General features: G+C 33.8%; 16 protein-coding genes and 1 pseudogene. 13 read left to right on the forward strand and 4 right to left on the reverse strand.

Going from position 1 to position 17611, the window contains the following annotated elements; genetic code table 11:
- Positions 1–11: 11 nt before the first annotated feature.
- Together groL and M9C82_01410 are read left to right on the forward strand one after the other, a co-directional pair.
- A complete protein-coding gene (gene groL, locus M9C82_01405; GenBank protein URQ73817.1) occupies positions 12–1658 on the forward strand; it encodes a chaperonin GroEL in 1647 nt (548 codons plus the stop codon).
- Positions 1659–1745: 87 nt separating this feature from the next.
- Positions 1746–2396 carry a urate hydroxylase PuuD gene (locus tag M9C82_01410; protein URQ73818.1) on the forward strand — a complete coding sequence of 217 codons (651 nt, stop codon included), beginning with the start codon at positions 1746–1748 and terminating at the stop codon, positions 2394–2396.
- A gap of 4 nt (positions 2397–2400) precedes the next feature.
- Here M9C82_01410 and M9C82_01415 read toward each other — a convergent pair whose 3' ends face one another.
- Positions 2401–3675 (reverse strand): CNNM domain-containing protein, encoded by a 1275-nt coding sequence (locus M9C82_01415; protein URQ73819.1) that lies wholly within the window; start codon positions 3673–3675, stop codon positions 2401–2403.
- Positions 3676–3778: 103 nt separating this feature from the next.
- Between M9C82_01415 and rpsP the strand changes: the two genes are divergently transcribed.
- The 11 genes and pseudogenes from rpsP (at position 3779) to lysS (ending at position 13738) form a co-directional block, all read left to right on the forward strand.
- The gene (gene rpsP / locus M9C82_01420) at positions 3779–4084 is read left to right on the forward strand and encodes a 30S ribosomal protein S16 (GenBank protein ID URQ73820.1); all 306 of its coding nucleotides are present in this window, start codon (positions 3779–3781) and stop codon (positions 4082–4084) included.
- A gap of 14 nt (positions 4085–4098) precedes the next feature.
- Positions 4099–4605, forward strand: a complete 507-nt coding sequence (rimM, locus tag M9C82_01425; protein URQ73821.1) for a ribosome maturation factor RimM — start codon at positions 4099–4101, stop codon at positions 4603–4605.
- Positions 4598–5380 carry a tRNA (guanosine(37)-N1)-methyltransferase TrmD gene (gene trmD, locus M9C82_01430; GenBank protein URQ73822.1) on the forward strand — a complete coding sequence of 261 codons (783 nt, stop codon included), beginning with the start codon at positions 4598–4600 and terminating at the stop codon, positions 5378–5380. Before rimM ends, trmD begins: the two co-directional genes overlap by 8 nt.
- Positions 5377–5730 carry a 50S ribosomal protein L19 gene (gene rplS / locus M9C82_01435; protein URQ73823.1) on the forward strand — a complete coding sequence of 118 codons (354 nt, stop codon included), beginning with the start codon at positions 5377–5379 and terminating at the stop codon, positions 5728–5730. The genes trmD and rplS overlap by 4 nt, the downstream gene beginning before the upstream one ends.
- A gap of 6 nt (positions 5731–5736) precedes the next feature.
- Positions 5737–6633 (forward strand): site-specific tyrosine recombinase XerD, encoded by an 897-nt coding sequence (gene xerD, locus M9C82_01440; GenBank protein ID URQ73824.1) that lies wholly within the window; start codon positions 5737–5739, stop codon positions 6631–6633.
- Positions 6634–7344 (forward strand): DsbC family protein, encoded by a 711-nt coding sequence (locus M9C82_01445; protein URQ73825.1) that lies wholly within the window; start codon positions 6634–6636, stop codon positions 7342–7344. It abuts the gene before it with no gap.
- 3 nt (positions 7345–7347) lie between these two features.
- Entirely contained in the window at positions 7348–8523 is a 1176-nt protein-coding gene (alaC, locus tag M9C82_01450; GenBank protein ID URQ73826.1) for an alanine transaminase, read from the forward strand.
- Between the two features lie 4 nt (positions 8524–8527).
- Complete coding sequence (locus M9C82_01455) at positions 8528–9796, forward strand: homoserine dehydrogenase (protein URQ73827.1); 1269 nt, start codon at positions 8528–8530, stop codon at positions 9794–9796.
- 2 nt (positions 9797–9798) lie between these two features.
- Positions 9799–11181 (forward strand): threonine synthase, encoded by a 1383-nt coding sequence (gene thrC, locus M9C82_01460; protein ID URQ73828.1) that lies wholly within the window; start codon positions 9799–9801, stop codon positions 11179–11181.
- Between the two features lie 69 nt (positions 11182–11250).
- Positions 11251–12282, forward strand: a pseudogene (gene prfB, locus M9C82_01465) (peptide chain release factor 2).
- A gap of 1 nt (position 12283) precedes the next feature.
- The gene (lysS, locus tag M9C82_01470) at positions 12284–13738 is read left to right on the forward strand and encodes a lysine--tRNA ligase (GenBank protein URQ73829.1); all 1455 of its coding nucleotides are present in this window, start codon (positions 12284–12286) and stop codon (positions 13736–13738) included.
- Positions 13739–13740: 2 nt separating this feature from the next.
- On the opposite strand, the gene M9C82_01475 is transcribed toward lysS, so the two are convergent.
- Genes M9C82_01475 through M9C82_01485 form a run of 3 tightly spaced genes read right to left on the reverse strand, consistent with a single transcriptional unit; the run spans position 13741 to position 17578 of the window.
- Positions 13741–15042, reverse strand: coding sequence for a carotenoid oxygenase family protein (locus M9C82_01475; protein ID URQ73830.1), 1302 nt, complete (start codon positions 15040–15042; stop codon positions 13741–13743).
- Positions 15039–16037, reverse strand: a complete 999-nt coding sequence (locus M9C82_01480; GenBank protein ID URQ73831.1) for a malate dehydrogenase — start codon at positions 16035–16037, stop codon at positions 15039–15041. Before M9C82_01480 ends, M9C82_01475 begins: the two co-directional genes overlap by 4 nt.
- Positions 16034–17578: an acetyl-CoA acetyltransferase gene (locus M9C82_01485; GenBank protein ID URQ73832.1), complete on the reverse strand. Its 1545-nt coding sequence runs from the start codon at positions 17576–17578 to the stop codon at positions 16034–16036. Before M9C82_01485 ends, M9C82_01480 begins: the two co-directional genes overlap by 4 nt.
- Positions 17579–17611 lie beyond the last annotated feature (33 nt).

The following is a 17611-nucleotide window of genomic DNA, read 5'->3' on the forward strand; positions in this document are numbered from 1 at the left end:
AGAGGTAAACAATGGCAAAAGATGTGCAATTTGGTGATTCAGCAAGAGGTCAAATGCTTGATGGAGTCAATATTTTAGCTGATGCAGTTAAAGTTACTTTAGGCCCAAAAGGGAGAAACGTAGTTTTAGATAAATCCTTTGGCGCTCCTACAGTTACAAAAGATGGAGTGTCTGTCGCAAAAGAAGTAGAGCTAAAAGATAAATTCGAAAATATGGGCGCTCAGATGGTTAAAGAAGTATCTTCTCAAACTTCTGATGCCGCAGGAGACGGAACTACTACCGCGACAGTTTTAGCTCAATCAATAGTAAATGAAGGCTTAAAATCAGTAGCCGCTGGCTTCAATCCAATGGACCTGAAAAGGGGAATTGATAAAGCTGTAACTAAAGCAGTTGAATCAATACAAAAAATGTCTACTCCCTGTGAAGAAAACAAATCTATTGCGCAAGTTGGAACTATTTCTGCGAATAGTGACAGCGAGGTTGGAGACATAATTGCTGACGCTATGGATAAAGTAGGCAAAGAAGGAGTAATTACTGTAGAAGAGGCTTCAGGTATTGAAAATGAACTAGAAGTTGTCGAGGGAATGCAGTTTGATCGCGGTTATCTTTCACCTTATTTCATTAACAATCAAGATAAGATGATCACTGAATTAGAAGATCCAATGATTCTTCTCCACGATAAAAAAATTGCCAACATCAGAGACTTACTTCCTATTTTAGAAGGTGTAGCGAAAGCTGGAAAATCTTTATTAATTATTGCTGAGGATGTAGAAGGGGAAGCCCTCGCAACTCTGGTTGTGAATAATATGAGAGGTGTCGTTAAAGTAGCAGCCTGTAAAGCTCCAGGCTTTGGAGATAGAAGAAAGGCTATGCTCGAAGACATTGCAATCCTTACAGGAGGTACAGTGGTATCAGAAGAAGTTGGTTTGAGTTTAGAAACAACTACTTTAGAGTCTTTAGGTACTGCTAAAAAGATTGTTTTATCTAAAGAAAATACAACCGTTATAGATGGAGCTGGAAAACAAGACGATATCGTCGGAAGAGTTAATCAAATTAGAGCTCAAATTGAAGAAACAACTTCAGACTATGATAGAGAAAAACTTCAAGAACGTGTCGCTAAGCTTGCCGGTGGAGTGGCGGTTATAAAAGTTGGTGCTGGTTCTGAAATTGAAATGAAAGAAAAAAAAGCTAGAGTTGAAGATGCTCTTCATTCTACAAGGGCTGCCGTGGAAGAAGGCGTTGTTCCTGGCGGTGGGGTTGCTTTGATTAGAGCTTTGCAAGAAGTTGATGGATTGACTGGTGATAATGAGGATCAGAACATCGGTATTTCTATTGCACTTAAAGCAATGGAGGCTCCAATAAGACAAATCGTCATGAATGCCGGTGAAGAGTCATCAGTAGTAGTAGACAAAATTAAGTCTGATAAAGGTAATTATGGATTTAATGCTGCTACTTCAGAATATGGCGACATGATTTCTATGGGTATTCTAGATCCTGCAAAAGTTACTAGAACTGCATTGCAAGCTGCTGGTTCGGTAGCTGGATTAATGATTACCACAGAGGCCATGGTTTCTGAAATTCCTGAAGAGTCACCAGCCGGTGGCGGAATGCCAGGTGGAATGCCTCCTGGAATGGGCGGAATGGATGGTATGATGTAACAATTACATTTTTAAAAAAAAGGGCTTTATTGAGCCCTTTTTTTTGGCTGTTTATACAATATAATATAGCTTTGAGAGGGATAAATTATGGAAGCTTATTTATACAACGTTTTATTTAGATGGGGCCACATTGTAGTAGGGATCGCATGGATTGGATTGCTTTATTATTTTAATTTTGTTCAAACCGAATATGTAAAAAAAGCAGATCCTGAAGCTAAAAAAGACGTCATGCAGAAATTAGCTCCTAATGCGCTTTGGTGGTTCAGATGGGCAGCTTTTTTTACTTTTTTAACTGGTCTTTACCTTTTATATGTTCAAGAAAGAATGATCACTACCGCTATAGCTCTGGGAACTCTTATGGGCACCATAATGATGTTGAATGTGTGGGGCATAATATGGAGAAACCAAAAGGTTGTTATAGGTTTAAAAGAGGGCGATGCAGTAAAAGCAGGAGCAAAAGCAGCGCTTGCTTCAAGAACAAATACATTACTTTCTCTTCCAATGCTTTATTTCATGGTCTCCTCAGCACATGGTGGAACAGCAGCTTACCCAAAATCATATCTATTAATTGATGGATATTTAAGTACAGGGTTTTGGATAGTTTTTGTAGCAGTTTTGCTCATTGAATTAAATGCTATTTTTGGAAAAATGTATTCAATGATTACCTCAGTGAGAAGTGTAATCGCATCAAGTTTAGTTTTAACTTTTATTAGTTCGGGACTAGTATTTTATCTTTGAGGCGCTAATCTTCTTTAACTTCTGAAACAGAGAGTTTTAGAATCTTAGCAAACTTAATCATATTATCTTTGATTAAAACTGTTTCTATCAAATAGTTGTTTAGATTAATTGATACGTTAGATTCAGGAATAGTTTGAATTTTCTCTAAAATTAATCCATTCAATGTTACAGGTCCTTCTAGTGGAAGGTCCCAAGATAACTTCTTATTGATTTCTCTTATGGCAGCGCTTCCATCTATTAAATAGCTCCCGTCTTTTTGTTCTTGAATGTCAATTTTATCTCTAGCTTTATCTGTAGAAAGCTCTCCAACTATCTCTTCCAGAATATCATTAATGTCTATGAGACCCTTAACATCTCCGTATTCATCAACAACGACCGCTGAAGTCTTGTTATCCTTTTGAAAATTAAATAGTTGATTGCTTAAAGGAGTATTTTCTAAAGCCACGTAAACATCATCAGCAAAATCCATAAAATTCTTTATTGAGAGTTTATTACTTATCAAAAATTTTTTTATTCCATTCATATCAATTGTTCCTTTTAGGTTATCAAGACTTTGTTCATAGATTGGCATGATTTCCTTTTGGTTGATTGCTATTTTTTCCATTAAGATCTCAAAATTTTCTTCTATATCAATTCCTAAAATTTCATTTCTTGGTGTCATTATTTCGTCAATTAAAATCTCATCTAAATCCAAAATGCTAGTTAACATGTCTTGATATCTCTTAGGAATCATTTCTCCTGAATTTTCAAGAACACTTTTAAGTTCCTCTGTTGTAATGTCTTCATTTTTATTTTCATCTTTAACATTGAGAAGGTTCAAAAGTGAATTTGAAAAAAAATTTACAACCCAAATAAGAGGGTATAAAACTTTTTGTAAAACTTTAAGAATACCTGATGCCGGCAGAGCTATGCTTTCAGCATTTTTAGCTGCAAAAGTTTTAGGAGTCACTTCTGCAAAAATCAAAATTATTATAGTTAAAATAACAGAACCTATAAAAACTCCACTATTTCCAAATAATTCAAGACATAAAATAGTTGTTAAAGCTGCTGCCAATATATTTACAAAATTATTTCCTATCAAAATAACTCCTAGCAGCCTGTCTGGACGTTTTAATAATTTATCAGCCCTTTTAGCTGAGCGATTATTTTGTTTAATTAAGTGCTTCAACCTGTATTTATTGAGTGCCATCATGCCTGTCTCAGCACTAGAAAAAAATGCAGACAACACAAGTAAAATTGAAATGCTGGAAAGAAGTAACCAGACGGGAATTTCGTTCAAATCAGATAAATATTGTTCAAATCAATTAACAGTATAAATTATAGAATGTTTTACTTGAATACCAAATCAATTTAAATAGAATAGCCAATCTAATAAAAAATATATGGTAACAATAAGACTTTCAAGATCTGGTGCAAAGAAAAAGCCTTTTTTTCACATCACGGTCACTGATTCTAGAAAACCTAGAGATGGAAGGTTTATAGAAAGAATTGGCTACTTCAATCCTATTGCTAAAGGCAAAGAAGTAAGATTGAAGGTAGATCATGAAAGGATTGATTATTGGCTTGGAGTTGGAGCATCTTTGAGTGATAAAGTTGCTCTCTTGGTTAAACAATCTAAATTCACTCCAGAAGAACAAGAAAATTATTTCAAATTTAAAGAAGAAAAAAGATTAAAAATTCTTGATTAATTTAAGCCTCTTTTATGATGACCCAAAATGATGATTACATTTTGGTTGCCAATATAGGAAAGCCAATTGGTTTGAAGGGCTGGATTAAGATTAACTCTTTTACCAGACCAGAAGAAAATATAAGAAATTACAAAGAATTTTTTTTAGGAAAAAAGAAAGAATTTGTAACTTTTGGTCAAATTAAGAAATCAGGAAAAAATTTGATAACAAAACTCAATAATTACGATTCAATTGAAGAAGTAGAAAAATTTAAAAACTTTGATGTTTTTATAAAATCTAGTGAGCTTCCTGAACTTAAGGAGAATCAATTTTATTGGAAAGATTTAATTGATATGGAAGTAGAAAGCATAGGTGGAGAATTTTTTGGAAAGGTAATAGAAATTATTGAGGCTGGATCCACTGATGTAATAGTTGTCAAAGATAAAAAAAAGAAGTCTATCTTAATCCCTTTCATCTTTGGCACTTACATAAAAGAAGTGAAAGAAAATACAATTTACGTTAATTGGGAAAAAGATGACTAAAAAATCTTACTTCATTTCTATATTTCCTGAAATCTTTGAAACTGCACTAAGAATTGGAATCACAAAAAAAGCTTTAATCAACAAGATTGTAGATTTTGAAACAATAAATCCTATATCTTTCTTAAAAGATAAAGAAAGGCTAGATGACGTTCCATTTGGCGGCGGACCAGGGATGCTGATGAAGGCTAATCCCTTAGTAGATGCAATAGACTTTTGTAAGGCCAAAGCTGAAAAAAAAACAAAGGTGATTTATGTCAGCCCTCAAGGTAAGTTATTTGATCAATCTCTTTCTAAAGAACTTGCGAATGAAAAAGAATTAATTTTTTTATGTGGAAGGTATGAGGGCATTGATAATAGAGTTTTAGATTCCAGAGTAGATCTAGAAATCAGCCTAGGTAATTTTGTTCTATCTGGCGGCGAACTTGCAGCATTGGCTATTCATGATTCCATTTGTAGGCATTATGAAGGATTTCTTGGTGATCAGAAGTCGCTTGTAGAAGAAACTTTTGTGAATAATCTTCTAGAATATCCCCAATTTACCAAACCGCGGCAATCAGAACATGGCAAAGTTCCAGAAGTTTTGTTGAGTGGAGATCATAAAAAAATTTCAAATTGGAGAAAGAAACAAGCCTTAGGAAAAACTTTTCTGAATAGACGAGATTTACTTGAAAGATCAAAATTGAAATCAGAGGATATTGAAATACTAGAAGAATTTCTTAGTGAACTTGGCTATGATTCTGATAGAATCATCGACTTACTAAATGAAATAAGATGACTAGTTCAAGAAAATCGGTTGATATCGTAGAAAAAAGTCAGCTAAAAGCTGATCTACCAGTATTTTCTCAAGGGGATACTGTCTTGGTTGATTACCTTGTTAAAGAGGGGACAAGAGAGAGATCTCAACCTTTCGAAGGGGTTGTAATTGGAATCAAAAACAGAGGCCTTAATTCTTCATTTATAGTTAGAAAAATTTCTAATGGAGTGGGGGTGGAGAGGACTTTTCAATCACATAGTCCATTGATTAAATCAATTAAGGTAAAAAGAAAAGGTAAAGTAAGACAATCGAAACTCTTTTATCTAAGAGAAAGATCGGGAAGATCAGCTCGTATTAAAGAAAAAATTTGAAGAGTCATGAATAGAGATGAAAGGCAAATTCTTGATGCCTTTATAGATACTATTTGGATAGAAAAAGGTCTCAGTACTAATACTCTTAACTCATATAAAACTGACGTTGAAAAATATCTAAACTGGATAAGCAAGAATGCGTTGTCTTATAAAAATTTAACGCGATCAAATATCCTAGAGTATTTAGCATTTCTCTTTGGGCAAAAAAAAGAAGGCAAGACAGTTGCAAGAAATTTATCTTCTCTAAAAGCTTTTCACACTTATTTGTTACAAAAAGGTCTAGTTAAAAACAATCCTTGTGAAAAAATCGAAAGCCCAAAATTTGTAAAATCACTCCCTAAATCTTTGTCTGAGAGTCAAGTTGAAAACCTACTCGAAGCACCTGATATAGATTCATTTATAGGGTTAAGAGATAAAACAATGATAGAAACTCTCTACTCCTGTGGTTTGAGAATTTCTGAACTAGTAAATCTTGAATTAATTCATGTAAATTTAAGACAAGGCGTAATAAGAGTTCTTGGAAAGGGTCAAAAAGAGAGATTAGTTCCAATGGGACAAAGATTAGTTACTTTGATTGAAATGTATAGCAATAAATTGAAAGAAGAAAAAATTGGAGAAACCTCCAATTATCTTTTTTTGTCAAAAAATGGAAACAAAATATCAAGACAGGCGTTTTGGCATAGAATAAAAATTTATGCTGACAAAATTGGTCTTAATCAATCAAAAATATCCCCGCACGTTTTGAGACATGCATTCGCGACCCATCTTTTAAATAATGGCGCTGATTTAAGAGTAGTTCAACTTTTACTTGGCCATAGTGACCTTAATACGACGCAAATTTATACTGAAGTTGCAAAACAAAGGCTACAGAATTTACATTCATCACATCACCCAAGAGGATAAATGCGATATTTATTAATTTTATTTTTAATTCTTGCATCTTGCAGCAAGACACTTCAAGGTCAAGAGTCTTTGATCATTAATCTAGAAAAAGTCATTCCAGAAGAATTATCTATAACTTCCTTCATTAAATCTGACTTAGAAAGTTTCTATGAAGTCGAATTATCCGACGGAACATTCTTTTATTACAGTAACGATGGGGAACATTTATTCCTTGGTGACTTATTCCGTATCGAAAATGATAATTTATTAAATTTATCTTATGCTCGTGAGAAAGAAAAAGTATTTTCAGCTTTAAGTGATCTTGATAAAAATTCCGCAATTAAATTTCCTTCTCAAGACAAGAAGTATGAAGTTTTTATATTCACGGATGTTGATTGTGGTTACTGTAGAAAATTTCATAGTCAAATTCAGAGTTACTTAGATTTAGGAATAGAAGTTAATTACCTCTCTTTTCCTAGAGAGGGACTTAATAGTGAAACAGCTAAAAAACTTGTAACTGCTTGGTGCTCAGACGACAAACAAGCTGCGATAACAGAGTTAAAAAATGGAAAAGAACTGCCTTTTCAAAATTGCGATTCAAATCCTATAGAAGAGCATTATAATCTTGCAAGGAGAATAGGTATTACTGGAACACCAACTATTATTACTAAAACTGGAATCAGTATACCCGGACTTATGGAAGCAAATGAATTAATGGAATACTTAAAATAAGTTATGAATGAGTTAGATAAAACTTTTGCATCAATTGACAGGCTTCCACCTTACATTTTTGAGCAAATTAATGCTTTGAAAATGGAGGCAAGAAGAAAGGGGGAGGATATCATTGATTTCAGTATGGGCAATCCAGATGGAGAGACTCCCAAATCTATCGTTGATAAAATGACTGAGACTGTTCAAAGAGTTGATACACATAGATATTCTCAATCAATAGGTATACCCAAATTGAGATTAGCAATTACCGATTGGTATAAAAGAAAATTCGGAGTTACTTTAAATCACGATACCGAAGCTATAGTAACTATTGGCTCCAAAGAAGGTCTAGGGCACTTAGCAATGGCAACTGTTGATAAAGGAGACATAATTTTAGTTCCTAATCCTGCATATCCAATTCATCCATTTGGATTCGTAATATCGGGTGCAGATATAAGGCATGTGCCTATAGGACCTAATATAAATTTTTTTGAAAATTTAGAAGAAGCAATTAAAACTTCTTTTCCTAAACCAAAAATGCTTTTGTTGAATTTTCCAAGCAATCCTACTGCATTGTGTGTTGAGAAAGATTTCTTTGAAAAAGTTATTGAGATAGCTAAAGAACATGGTATTTGGGTAGTTCATGATTTAGCTTATGCTGATTTATGTTTTGACGGATATAAAGCTCCCTCTATTTTAGAAGTTGAAGGTGCTAAAGAGATTGCCGTTGAGTTTTTTACTCTTTCTAAAAGTTACAATATGCCGGGATGGAGAATAGGCTTTTGCTGTGGGAATTCAGAATTGATCAAGGCACTAGCCAGATTAAAATCTTATTTCGATTACGGGCACTTTACTCCTATACAAGTTGCTGGAATTGAAGCACTCAATAATGGCGACGATTATGTTAAAGAGATATGCAAGACTTATGAAGTAAGAAGAAACGTTCTTTGTGACGGATTAAATGCGCTTGGCTGGGAGGTTGACAAACCAAAAGCTACAATGTTCGTTTGGGCAAAAATACCGAAAAAATTTGATATGAAATCAATGGAGTTTTCCGAACTTCTTTTAAAAGAATCAAAAATAGCAGTATCACCAGGACTAGGTTTTGGTGTTTACGGAGATGATTATGTTAGATTTTCCCTAATTGAAAACGAACATAGAACTAAACAAGCTTTAAAAAATCTAAAGAAGATATTTTAGTTAGATGGAAAAAATAAATATCGCTCTATGTGGGACAGGGAATGTTGGCTCATCATTTATTGATTTAATTTTACAAAGTAAAGAAAAAATCAAATCTAACTACAATGTTGAACTCAATCTGAATTTAATAGGATCTCGTAAAGGCAAAATAAATAATTCAGATTTCAAAGGAAAAATTGAAACGGACATTTTAAAAGTTCCAACGTCACATGAAGTAGATATTATTGTCGAGTTGATCGGTGGAACAGAAATTTCTTATGAACTCGCAAAGCTGAGTTTGAAAAACGACAAGCACTTTGTTACTGCAAATAAGTCTTTGATTGCCGAGAAAGGTCAAGATTTGTTTAAATTAGCTTCAGATAGGAATCTACATATAGGTTTTGAAGCCTCTGTGGGAGGGGGTATACCAATACTGAGGACCATTAGAGACGGTTTAATATCCAGCAAAATTAATTGGTTCAAAGGAATACTTAATGGAACTTCAAATTATATTTTGTCCAAAATGTATTTAGAAAAACAAACCTACGAGGATGCTTTACAATCGGCTCAAAAACTAGGTTTCGCCGAACCTGATCCATCATTTGATATAAATGGAACAGATGCTGCCCAGAAAACAGCTATTTTATCGTTCCTATCTTTCAGCGGGAAAATTTCTCCTCAGGATATTTATTTTGACGGAATAAAACATATCGAGCCCATTGATATGGAATATGGGAAAGAACTTGGATATGTGATTAAACCAATATCAATTGGATTTAACGAAGAAGAAAAATTGCTTTTAGGCTCTTTCCCCGCGTTTATTCAACAGGATGAAATTATTGCGAATGTAAATTTTGAAACAAACGTAATAGAAGTTAATTCAAAAAATACTAACTCTACAGCTTTTCAAGGACCCGGCGCAGGAGGGTATCCTACTTCAAGCTCTGTGATGAATGACATTTTAGATATAGCTAATGGAAAAGTTTTTGATTATACAAACCTTATGAGAAATGTCGAAGTTAATAGTTTCGATGAATTTATAACGAAAAGATATTTGAGATTAATGGTTAAAGATGAACCTGGAGTAGTTGCTGAAATATCAAAACTGATAGCTGAAAAAGATCTATCAATTGATAATTTAATTCAGAAAGAAAAAAACAAGACTGAAGATATAATTCCAATAGTCATTATGTTGGGAGAATGTAAAGAAAGCCTTGTAAGTTCGCTTATTAACGAATTAGAGAATTTGAATCAGGTAAAAGGCTCTATTCAACACATTAGATTTATTGAATAAATATGTTGTATTCCAGCACAAGAGGAAGCTCTCCTTCTGTCAATTTTCTTGAAGTTCTTACCTCAGGAGTTGCTCCAGATGGAGGATTATATTTGCCTGAAGAAATTCCTCTATTCAATAAAGATGAATTGAAAAGCTACAAAAGTCTTACTTACAATCAGCTTGCTTTAAAACTTCTTCATCCTTACATGGATGATTTCTTAGAAATAAATGAATTAGAAAAAATAATTGAGGACGCTTATTCTACTTTTCGCATTGAAAACGTAGTGAGAATAAATAATCAAAATAAGTTTGGAAATATTCTTGAGTTATTTCATGGACCAACTTTTGCTTTCAAGGACGTTGCGATGCAACTTCTGGCAGGACTTCTAAATAAAGCTTCCGAAAAAATCGATAAAAAAGTTGTAATTCTTGGGGCTACTTCAGGTGATACGGGCTCAGCTGCTATAGAAGCATGTAAAAGATATTCAGATTTAGACATATTTATTTTTTTCCCAAATAAGAAAATTTCAGAAGTTCAGCAAAGACAAATGACAACATCAGGAGCAAAAAATGTTAATACAATTGCATTGGACGGAGATTTCGACGATTGTCAAAAATATGTGAAACAACTTTTTTTGGATCAAGAAAACTTCCCAGGCTTAAGGTTCGTTTCAATAAATTCAATTAATTGGACAAGAATAATTTCTCAAAGTGTTTATTTTTTTTACGCTACCTATCTCTTAAATAATAATTACATAGCCTCAATTCCATCAGGTAATTTTGGACATGCTTATGCCGGTTGGCTAGCATCCAAAATGGGTTTGGATTTGCAAGGCATTCACATAGCTACTAATAAAAATGACATTCTGCACAGATTAATTTCTTCTGGTATATATCAAAAAAATGAAACCATGAAATCTTTGGCTCCGAGCATGGATATTTCAGTCGCAAGTAATTTTGAAAGACTGATGGTTGAGGTTTTAAATAACGACAGAGATGTTGTTTATGACTTAATGAAGAAATTTCCAGAAAATTCCATAGATTTTAACGAATTCCAAAAATGGAAAGAAGTTAAAAATTTTTTCCTAAGCAGTTCAACAACAGACGATGACATAAAGAAATGTATAAAAAAAATAGTTTCAGAAGCGCATTATTTTTTAGATCCTCATACAGCTACAGCCATAGATGGAAAAAGTTCATTGAAAGTAAATCAAAAAGAGATTCTTACTTTTGCTACAGCACATCCAGCCAAATTTCCAGAGGCCTTTGAGGGCATTCATGGCTTTAGTGAAAATATTCCTGATTCTTTAAAAGAGATTTTTCAAAAAGAAGAGAAATTAATTAATATTAAAAATGACTACCAAGAAGTAAGTGATTATATTTCATCAAATTTTTCAATTTAAACGATATGAGCGATAAGTCCTTACAAGAAAGATTAAGCACGGCAAGAGATGAACTTAGCGATCTCAGGGGGTTTCTTTGACTACGATGCAAAAAATCTTAGGCTTCAGGAACTCAAAAAAGAGTTTGAAAATCCTGAGTTATGGAAGAATCAAGAAAAAAGCCAAACTTTAGGAAAAGAAAAGGCTAGTTTAGAAAAATTAATTGATGCTATTGATGACCTTGATTCTGCTTTGAATGATTTAAGTGAGCTTCATGTAATTCTAGATAAAGAAAACGACATAGATGAATTAACTTCTATTTCTGAGGATTTGAAAGATTTAGAAAGAAAAATTTCAAGTCTTCAATTTCAGAGAATGTTTTCAGGAAAAAATGATTCCAATAACGCTTTCTTGGATATTCAGGCTGGTTCAGGAGGCACAGAGGCCCAAGATTGGGCTGAAATGTTATTAAGGATGTATTTAATGTGGGGCGAAAAGAAAAAATTCAAAACAGAATTAGTAGAGGTCTCTCCTGGAGAGGTAGCAGGTATAAAGAGTGCTACGATAAGATTTGAAGGAGAGTTTAGTTATGGTTGGCTTAGAACTGAAACTGGAGTTCATAGATTAGTTAGAAAGTCTCCTTTTGATTCAGGAAGTAGAAGGCATACTTCTTTTGCATCTATTTTTATTTCTCCTGAGATAGAAGATAGCATTGAGATAAATATTGATCCATCTGATATTAGAATCGATACTTATAGAGCTAGTGGAGCCGGAGGCCAGCATGTTAATAAAACAGATTCAGCAGTTAGACTGACTCATGAACCGACTGGAGTGGTAGTCCAATGTCAATCAGATAGATCGCAGCATAAAAATAAAGATAAGGCCATGAAACAGCTTAGAGCTAAACTATATGAGTTAGAATTAAATAAGCAGGATGAAGAAATGAAGAATTTAGAAGATAGTAAAGCTGACATTTCCTGGGGCAGTCAAATAAGGTCGTACGTTTTAGATTCAGGAAGAATTAAAGATTTAAGAACAGGTACGGAAACAGGAAACTGTTCAGCAGTTTTAGATGGAGAGATAGATATCTTTATAGAGGAAAGCTTAAAAGCTGGAGTTTAAAATGTCAGATATTCAAGACGAAAATCATTTAATTGAAGAAAGAAAAAAGAAACTAAAAGAACTTAAAAAAAGTGGCATAAATTATCCAAATTCTTTTAGAAGATCAAATCTATCTATCTCTTTGATTGAAGATTACTCAGAGTTTAGCAAAGAGGAATTGACCGAAAAAAACATATCTGTTTCTGTGGCAGGAAGAATTATGTTGAGACGAGTTATGGGCAAAGCCAGTTTTTCTACCATCCAAGACATGACCGGCAGAATTCAACTTTATTTACGACAAGACGCTATCGATAATTATGAGCTTTTTATAGACTGCGACCTTGGAGATATTGTCGGAGCAAAAGGAGTTTTATTTAAAACCAATACTGGCGAACTCTCCATTCAAGTCAATGAATTTAATTTATTAACTAAATCTTTAAGACCGCTGCCGGAAAAACATCTTGGATTGTCTGATGTAGAGACAAAGTATAGGAAACGATATTTAGATCTTTTAACAAATTCAGAGTCTCAAGAAGTCTTTGAAATTAGAAGTAAAGTGGTAAATGAAATCAGACAATTCTTGATAAAAGATAATTTTATAGAAGTCGAAACTCCGATGATGCATCCAATACCAGGAGGCGCAACAGCCAAACCCTTCGTCACTCATCACAATGCTCTTGATATGGAGCTATTTTTAAGGGTAGCTCCTGAGCTTTACCTAAAGAGACTTGTAATCGGAGGCATGGAAAAAGTTTTTGAAATCAATAGAAATTTCAGAAATGAGGGCCTTTCAACAAAACATAATCCAGAGTTTACTATGCTAGAGTTTTATACCGCTTATGTGGATTATAAATTTCAAATGGATTTTGTCGAAAATATGCTCCGAACCATAGAGAAAAATTTAAACGCTAGTAATTCAATTTTTTCAAATAAATTTCACAGGTTTTCTATGGATGAATCAATCGCTAATCATAATACAATCGATATTGAGGAATTAGCTAATAAAGAAACTTTAGTTAGTTTTTGTGAAAAGAAGAAAATAAAAATAAACAAGTCCGATCAAATTGGAAATATAAAAAATGAAATTTTTGAAGCAACTGTAGAAGATAAACTAATTGAACCTACATTTATTTATAATTATCCAATTGAGATATCTCCTTTATCAAGATCTCTGGATGAAGATAATTCAGTTGCAGAAAGGTTTGAGCTTTTTGTGAACGGGAAAGAATTAGGAAATTCTTTTTCAGAGTTAAATGACCCGGAAGAACAAGCAGCACGTTTCGAGTCACAGGTTAAAGAGAAGGATGCAGGAGATGAAGAAGCTATGCATTTTGATAAAGACTACATAGAGGCTTTGGAGTATGGCTTGGCACCATGTGCTGGAGTAGGAATTGGAATAGATAGGTTAGTAATGCTCTTTACAGGACAAGAAAGCATTAGAGATGTTGTCTTGTTTCCTCAACTAAGAAATAAGTAATTCTAATCTAGGCCTATCCAGCTACCATGAAATCCAAAAGGCACTCTTGAAGGCAATATGACCCTTGCTAAAGGGGCTTCTGAAAAATTTTCCGCGTCTAAAATAATAAATTCACTTTTATCCTTTTCTTGATCATAAACAAAAGCAACAACAAAACCTTCATCCTCTGAAGCAGCATTCATTTTTGGAATGAATACCGGCTCAGCACCTTTTCTCAAATCTCCTAAATCATGTACTTCGTTAGTGTCATTCAAGAAATCGTATTTGAATAGATTATTCAATTGACCGTCGTTCAAAACATAACCGAATTGGTGTTTTTTACCTTCTAATTTGGGATGAATCCTGGCAAATTCCATAGGCCTGTCGTCAAGAATTTTTTCACTGCAGGTTCCCTTGCTGACATCAATTTCCCATCGGGTAAGATAAGGTTTTTTCCCAAAGGGTAGAGGATTATTAAAATCAAAAAGTTTTTCGTAACGACAAAAATCTAAAATCACTTTCCCAGTATCGTCTTCATAGGAATTGACTACGTGGAAAAGAAAACACTTGGGTACATCTATCCAGTTAACTTCAAAAGAATTCCTATTTAAAAGTCCAACCCTTGGTTGATAGTTATCGTCCCATATTACTGGATAATCTGACCCATTTTCTTGTCCTTCTCTTCTTCCAGTATTAAAAGTTACGGGCAAATCAAAAATGAGAACATAATTTTTTGTGATAGCACAATCATGAATCATAGGGCTAGATTGCAATTCTATTGGTAGATCGGTTGATATCTCACCTAGATTGTTAACAACACGATAATGAACTTGATTTGCCCCAGCAATATATTCTGAAAAGTCATAATTAATAGAATGTAATTCATTTTTGGAGGCATCAAATTTTGGATGAGCAGTGAATCTTTTTGTTTCTGTTCCAGGGAAAGGAACTTCATCGGTAAAATTTAAATCCGAATCGAGTATTACTGGAGATGAGCCTCCTTCAACTAAGGCATAGATTTTTTCGGCATGTTTCAGCACATGAGTATTTGGCCCAAAGCCAAATGGAGATAAAACGTATTTATTTTTGTACCATAAGGCTTTACCGTCCTGAATTTTCAGTCCATGAATCATTCCGTCACCGAAGAAAGGGTGATAATTTTTATGATCTATTGGTTCTTTGGGATTAGGTCCGTTTCTGAGAAACAAACCATTTAAATCTTTTGGAATTTCGCCAATAACATCCAGATTTTCAGAAGCAGACTCCTCGACAGGATACCAGTTGCCTTTTAAAAAAACGTTTTCACTCTCTCTTAGATTTCTCATAATAGTTCCTTAACTGCTTCTTTTTCTTCTAACAACTCTTTAGTAGTAATTTCTAATTTTTCTATTGCATAAGAATTTAATTCTATGTTTTTAACAATTTCAATTTTACCATCTTCTTTTGTTTTTAAGGGAAATCCATAAATTATTCCTTCCGGGACTTTATAACTTCCATCACTTAAAATTGCAGCGCTAAAACAATCTCCTTCTTTTGTCGGAGTTGATGAGGCGATAACAGTTTCTATTGCAGCGTTAGCTGCAGAAGCTGCTGAAGAAGCACCTCTTGCGTCGATTATAGCCTTTCCACGTTGTTGGACTGTTTCGATAAAGTCTTTTTCAATCCATTGTTTATCTTTGATAAGCGATGAAACTTTTTCTTCGCCTACTTTAGCGTTATCTAAATCAGGATACATTGTGGGACTGTGGTTCCCCCAGATTATCATTTGACTTATTTCTGATATCGAAATATTTAATTTAGATGAAACTTGAGCCTTAGCTCGGTTTGCATCGAGAGCAGTCATCGCCATCCACGTTTGGGATTCTTTTTTTGCATGAGTCATTCCAATTAGAGCATTTGTATTGGCAGGATTTCCTACGACTAAAATTTTTGCATCAGGTTTACCATTTTCACCTATAGCTTTTCCTTGTTCTGTAAAAATTCCACCATTTATCTTTAAAAGATCACCGCGTTCTTCTATTTTTTTACCATTTATAGTTATGCCTCGAGGAATACTTCCAACTAGCAAAGCCCAGTCCACATTTTCTGCAGCTTCATAAATATCTGAATATGCTTCAACTTGGCCAAGAGTGTCGAAACCACAATCCTCGAGCTCCATTATGGTACCTTTTAATTTCTCAACCACTTGAGGAATTTCAACTAATCTCAAATTAACAATAGTGTCGCCACCAAAGGTCTCACCACTAGCTAGCCTGGGAAGGAGTGCATAGCCAATTTGTCCAGCAGCACCCGTAACTAAAACATTAATTTCTTTTTTCATAATATATTTGGTTTAAAAACGTTTTTGCCCGAAATACTAGTTACCACTCCCTTTTGTCCTAGCATTTCTTTTTTAATCATCATTTTTAGAAGATTCTCATCTTTTGGTGTATTTGCAATAAACCTGGATTTATCCTCCAATTCGCCGACGACAATACCATATTCTAAGTTTTTTCTCCCCTGAATAATTGTGTAAGACAAAATTTTACCAATTCCATCAGGACAAAAGTTTAAATTTTGAATTTCTCTCGAATTAATTTCTTTTTGAATATTTTCAAAGCTTTCACTCCAATTTATTTCTTTCGGAGATTTTGTTGAAAAAATGTTGATTGCATGCTTTGTTAAAAACCAACTATTTGCAGTAATCATTCCATATTTATTTGGATTCTCTCTTAATTTCCTCACCATTTCGATAGTAGAAAACATTGTGTAAGCATTACCTGGACCACCAAAGTAGGGAAGTCCTCCGGTTACCGTCAAAGGACGCTTGTCATTTAAATCAATATTTAGTTCTTTCAAAGCAATTTGTACTGCTGATGGAAAACAAGAATATATATCAAAATAAGAAATATCAGATATTGAAATATCCGCTTGAGATAACACTTCACTTCCACATTTTCTAATTGCAGGGGACTCATCTAGCTTAGGTCGTTTAGATACATTCCAGACATCGTTTAATATACAAGAGCCATGAATATAAATTTTTTTATTTTTAGGAATTTTTAATTCATTTGAGAGTTTTTCAGACATTATCACAATCGCAGAACCCATATTTACTCTGATCATTGAATTTAAATACTTTGTGTAAGGAAATCCTACAAGCCTGTTTGACTCGGTTACGGTTTCAATTTCCATTGGCGACCTGAATTTGGGAAACCAAGAACTAGGATTTTCAGATGCTACCTTAGAGAACTTACTGAACAATTTTGCGCATTCACTTAGATGATCTTCGCTAGTTTGAGATTTACTTGCTCTCAAAGAGTTGGCAAAAAGAGGATATACATTTGAGGGTAAGTCCATGTGATGATCTTTTTCCATCTTTGAAAATCCCTCTTTATTTATGCCTATTAATTCTGGTTCTCCACCCTGTGTATCTTTCCAATCCAATGACCTTCCAGCTTTCAGCTTTGAAATCATCGTATCAAGCACTTCACCTCCAGAAATGAGAGCGCAATTACATTGATTTTCATAAATTTTTTTTGATATTTCTTGAATAAGCACTTGAGGAGCATTACCTCCCATTCCAGAGTAAAGTTCGTCGATATTCTTTTTTACTCCAAGCTTCTTTGCAAGAGAACGAGGAAAATTGTTGTATTCGAAGCTCGATTGATTTGTAGCTGTTGAAAAATCTACTGAAAATCTAATTACAGCAATTGAGTCAATATAATCTTTAATGTTTTCAATGCCCGTATCATTAAGAGCGAGTTCACTGGCATGGGTTAGAAAAGATAATGGATCAGGTCCGTCTTCCTTATTTCTATCAATAATATCGGCTACACCAACTATTACTGGTGTATTATCTGATACTTTTAAACTACTCATTTTTGATTTATTAAATTAAAAAATAGAAGTAAT

The sequence above is a fragment of the SAR86 cluster bacterium genome, from assembly GCA_023703675.1.
In the GTDB taxonomy this organism is placed as follows: domain Bacteria; phylum Pseudomonadota; class Gammaproteobacteria; order Magnimaribacterales; family AG-339-G14; genus AG-339-G14.

Bases quoted from the DNA above. Each gene is read 5' to 3' on its own strand.
- groL (URQ73817.1), top strand. From the start codon at position 12: ATGGCAAAAGATGTGCAATTTGGTGATTCAGCAAGAGGTCAAATGCTT.
- M9C82_01410 (URQ73818.1), top strand. From the start codon at position 1,746: ATGGAAGCTTATTTATACAACGTTTTATTTAGATGGGGCCACATTGTA.
- rpsP (URQ73820.1), top strand. From the start codon at position 3,779: ATGGTAACAATAAGACTTTCAAGATCTGGTGCAAAGAAAAAGCCTTTT.
- rimM (URQ73821.1), top strand. From the start codon at position 4,099: ATGATGACCCAAAATGATGATTACATTTTGGTTGCCAATATAGGAAAG.
- trmD (URQ73822.1), top strand. From the start codon at position 4,598: ATGACTAAAAAATCTTACTTCATTTCTATATTTCCTGAAATCTTTGAA.
- rplS (URQ73823.1), top strand. From the start codon at position 5,377: ATGACTAGTTCAAGAAAATCGGTTGATATCGTAGAAAAAAGTCAGCTA.
- xerD (URQ73824.1), top strand. From the start codon at position 5,737: ATGAATAGAGATGAAAGGCAAATTCTTGATGCCTTTATAGATACTATT.
- M9C82_01445 (URQ73825.1), top strand. From the start codon at position 6,634: ATGCGATATTTATTAATTTTATTTTTAATTCTTGCATCTTGCAGCAAG.
- alaC (URQ73826.1), top strand. From the start codon at position 7,348: ATGAATGAGTTAGATAAAACTTTTGCATCAATTGACAGGCTTCCACCT.
- M9C82_01455 (URQ73827.1), top strand. From the start codon at position 8,528: ATGGAAAAAATAAATATCGCTCTATGTGGGACAGGGAATGTTGGCTCA.
- thrC (URQ73828.1), top strand. From the start codon at position 9,799: ATGTTGTATTCCAGCACAAGAGGAAGCTCTCCTTCTGTCAATTTTCTT.
- lysS (URQ73829.1), top strand. From the start codon at position 12,284: ATGTCAGATATTCAAGACGAAAATCATTTAATTGAAGAAAGAAAAAAG.
- M9C82_01475 (URQ73830.1), bottom strand. From the start codon at position 15,042: ATGAGAAATCTAAGAGAGAGTGAAAACGTTTTTTTAAAAGGCAACTGG.
- M9C82_01480 (URQ73831.1), bottom strand. From the start codon at position 16,037: ATGAAAAAAGAAATTAATGTTTTAGTTACGGGTGCTGCTGGACAAATT.
- M9C82_01485 (URQ73832.1), bottom strand. From the start codon at position 17,578: ATGAGTAGTTTAAAAGTATCAGATAATACACCAGTAATAGTTGGTGTA.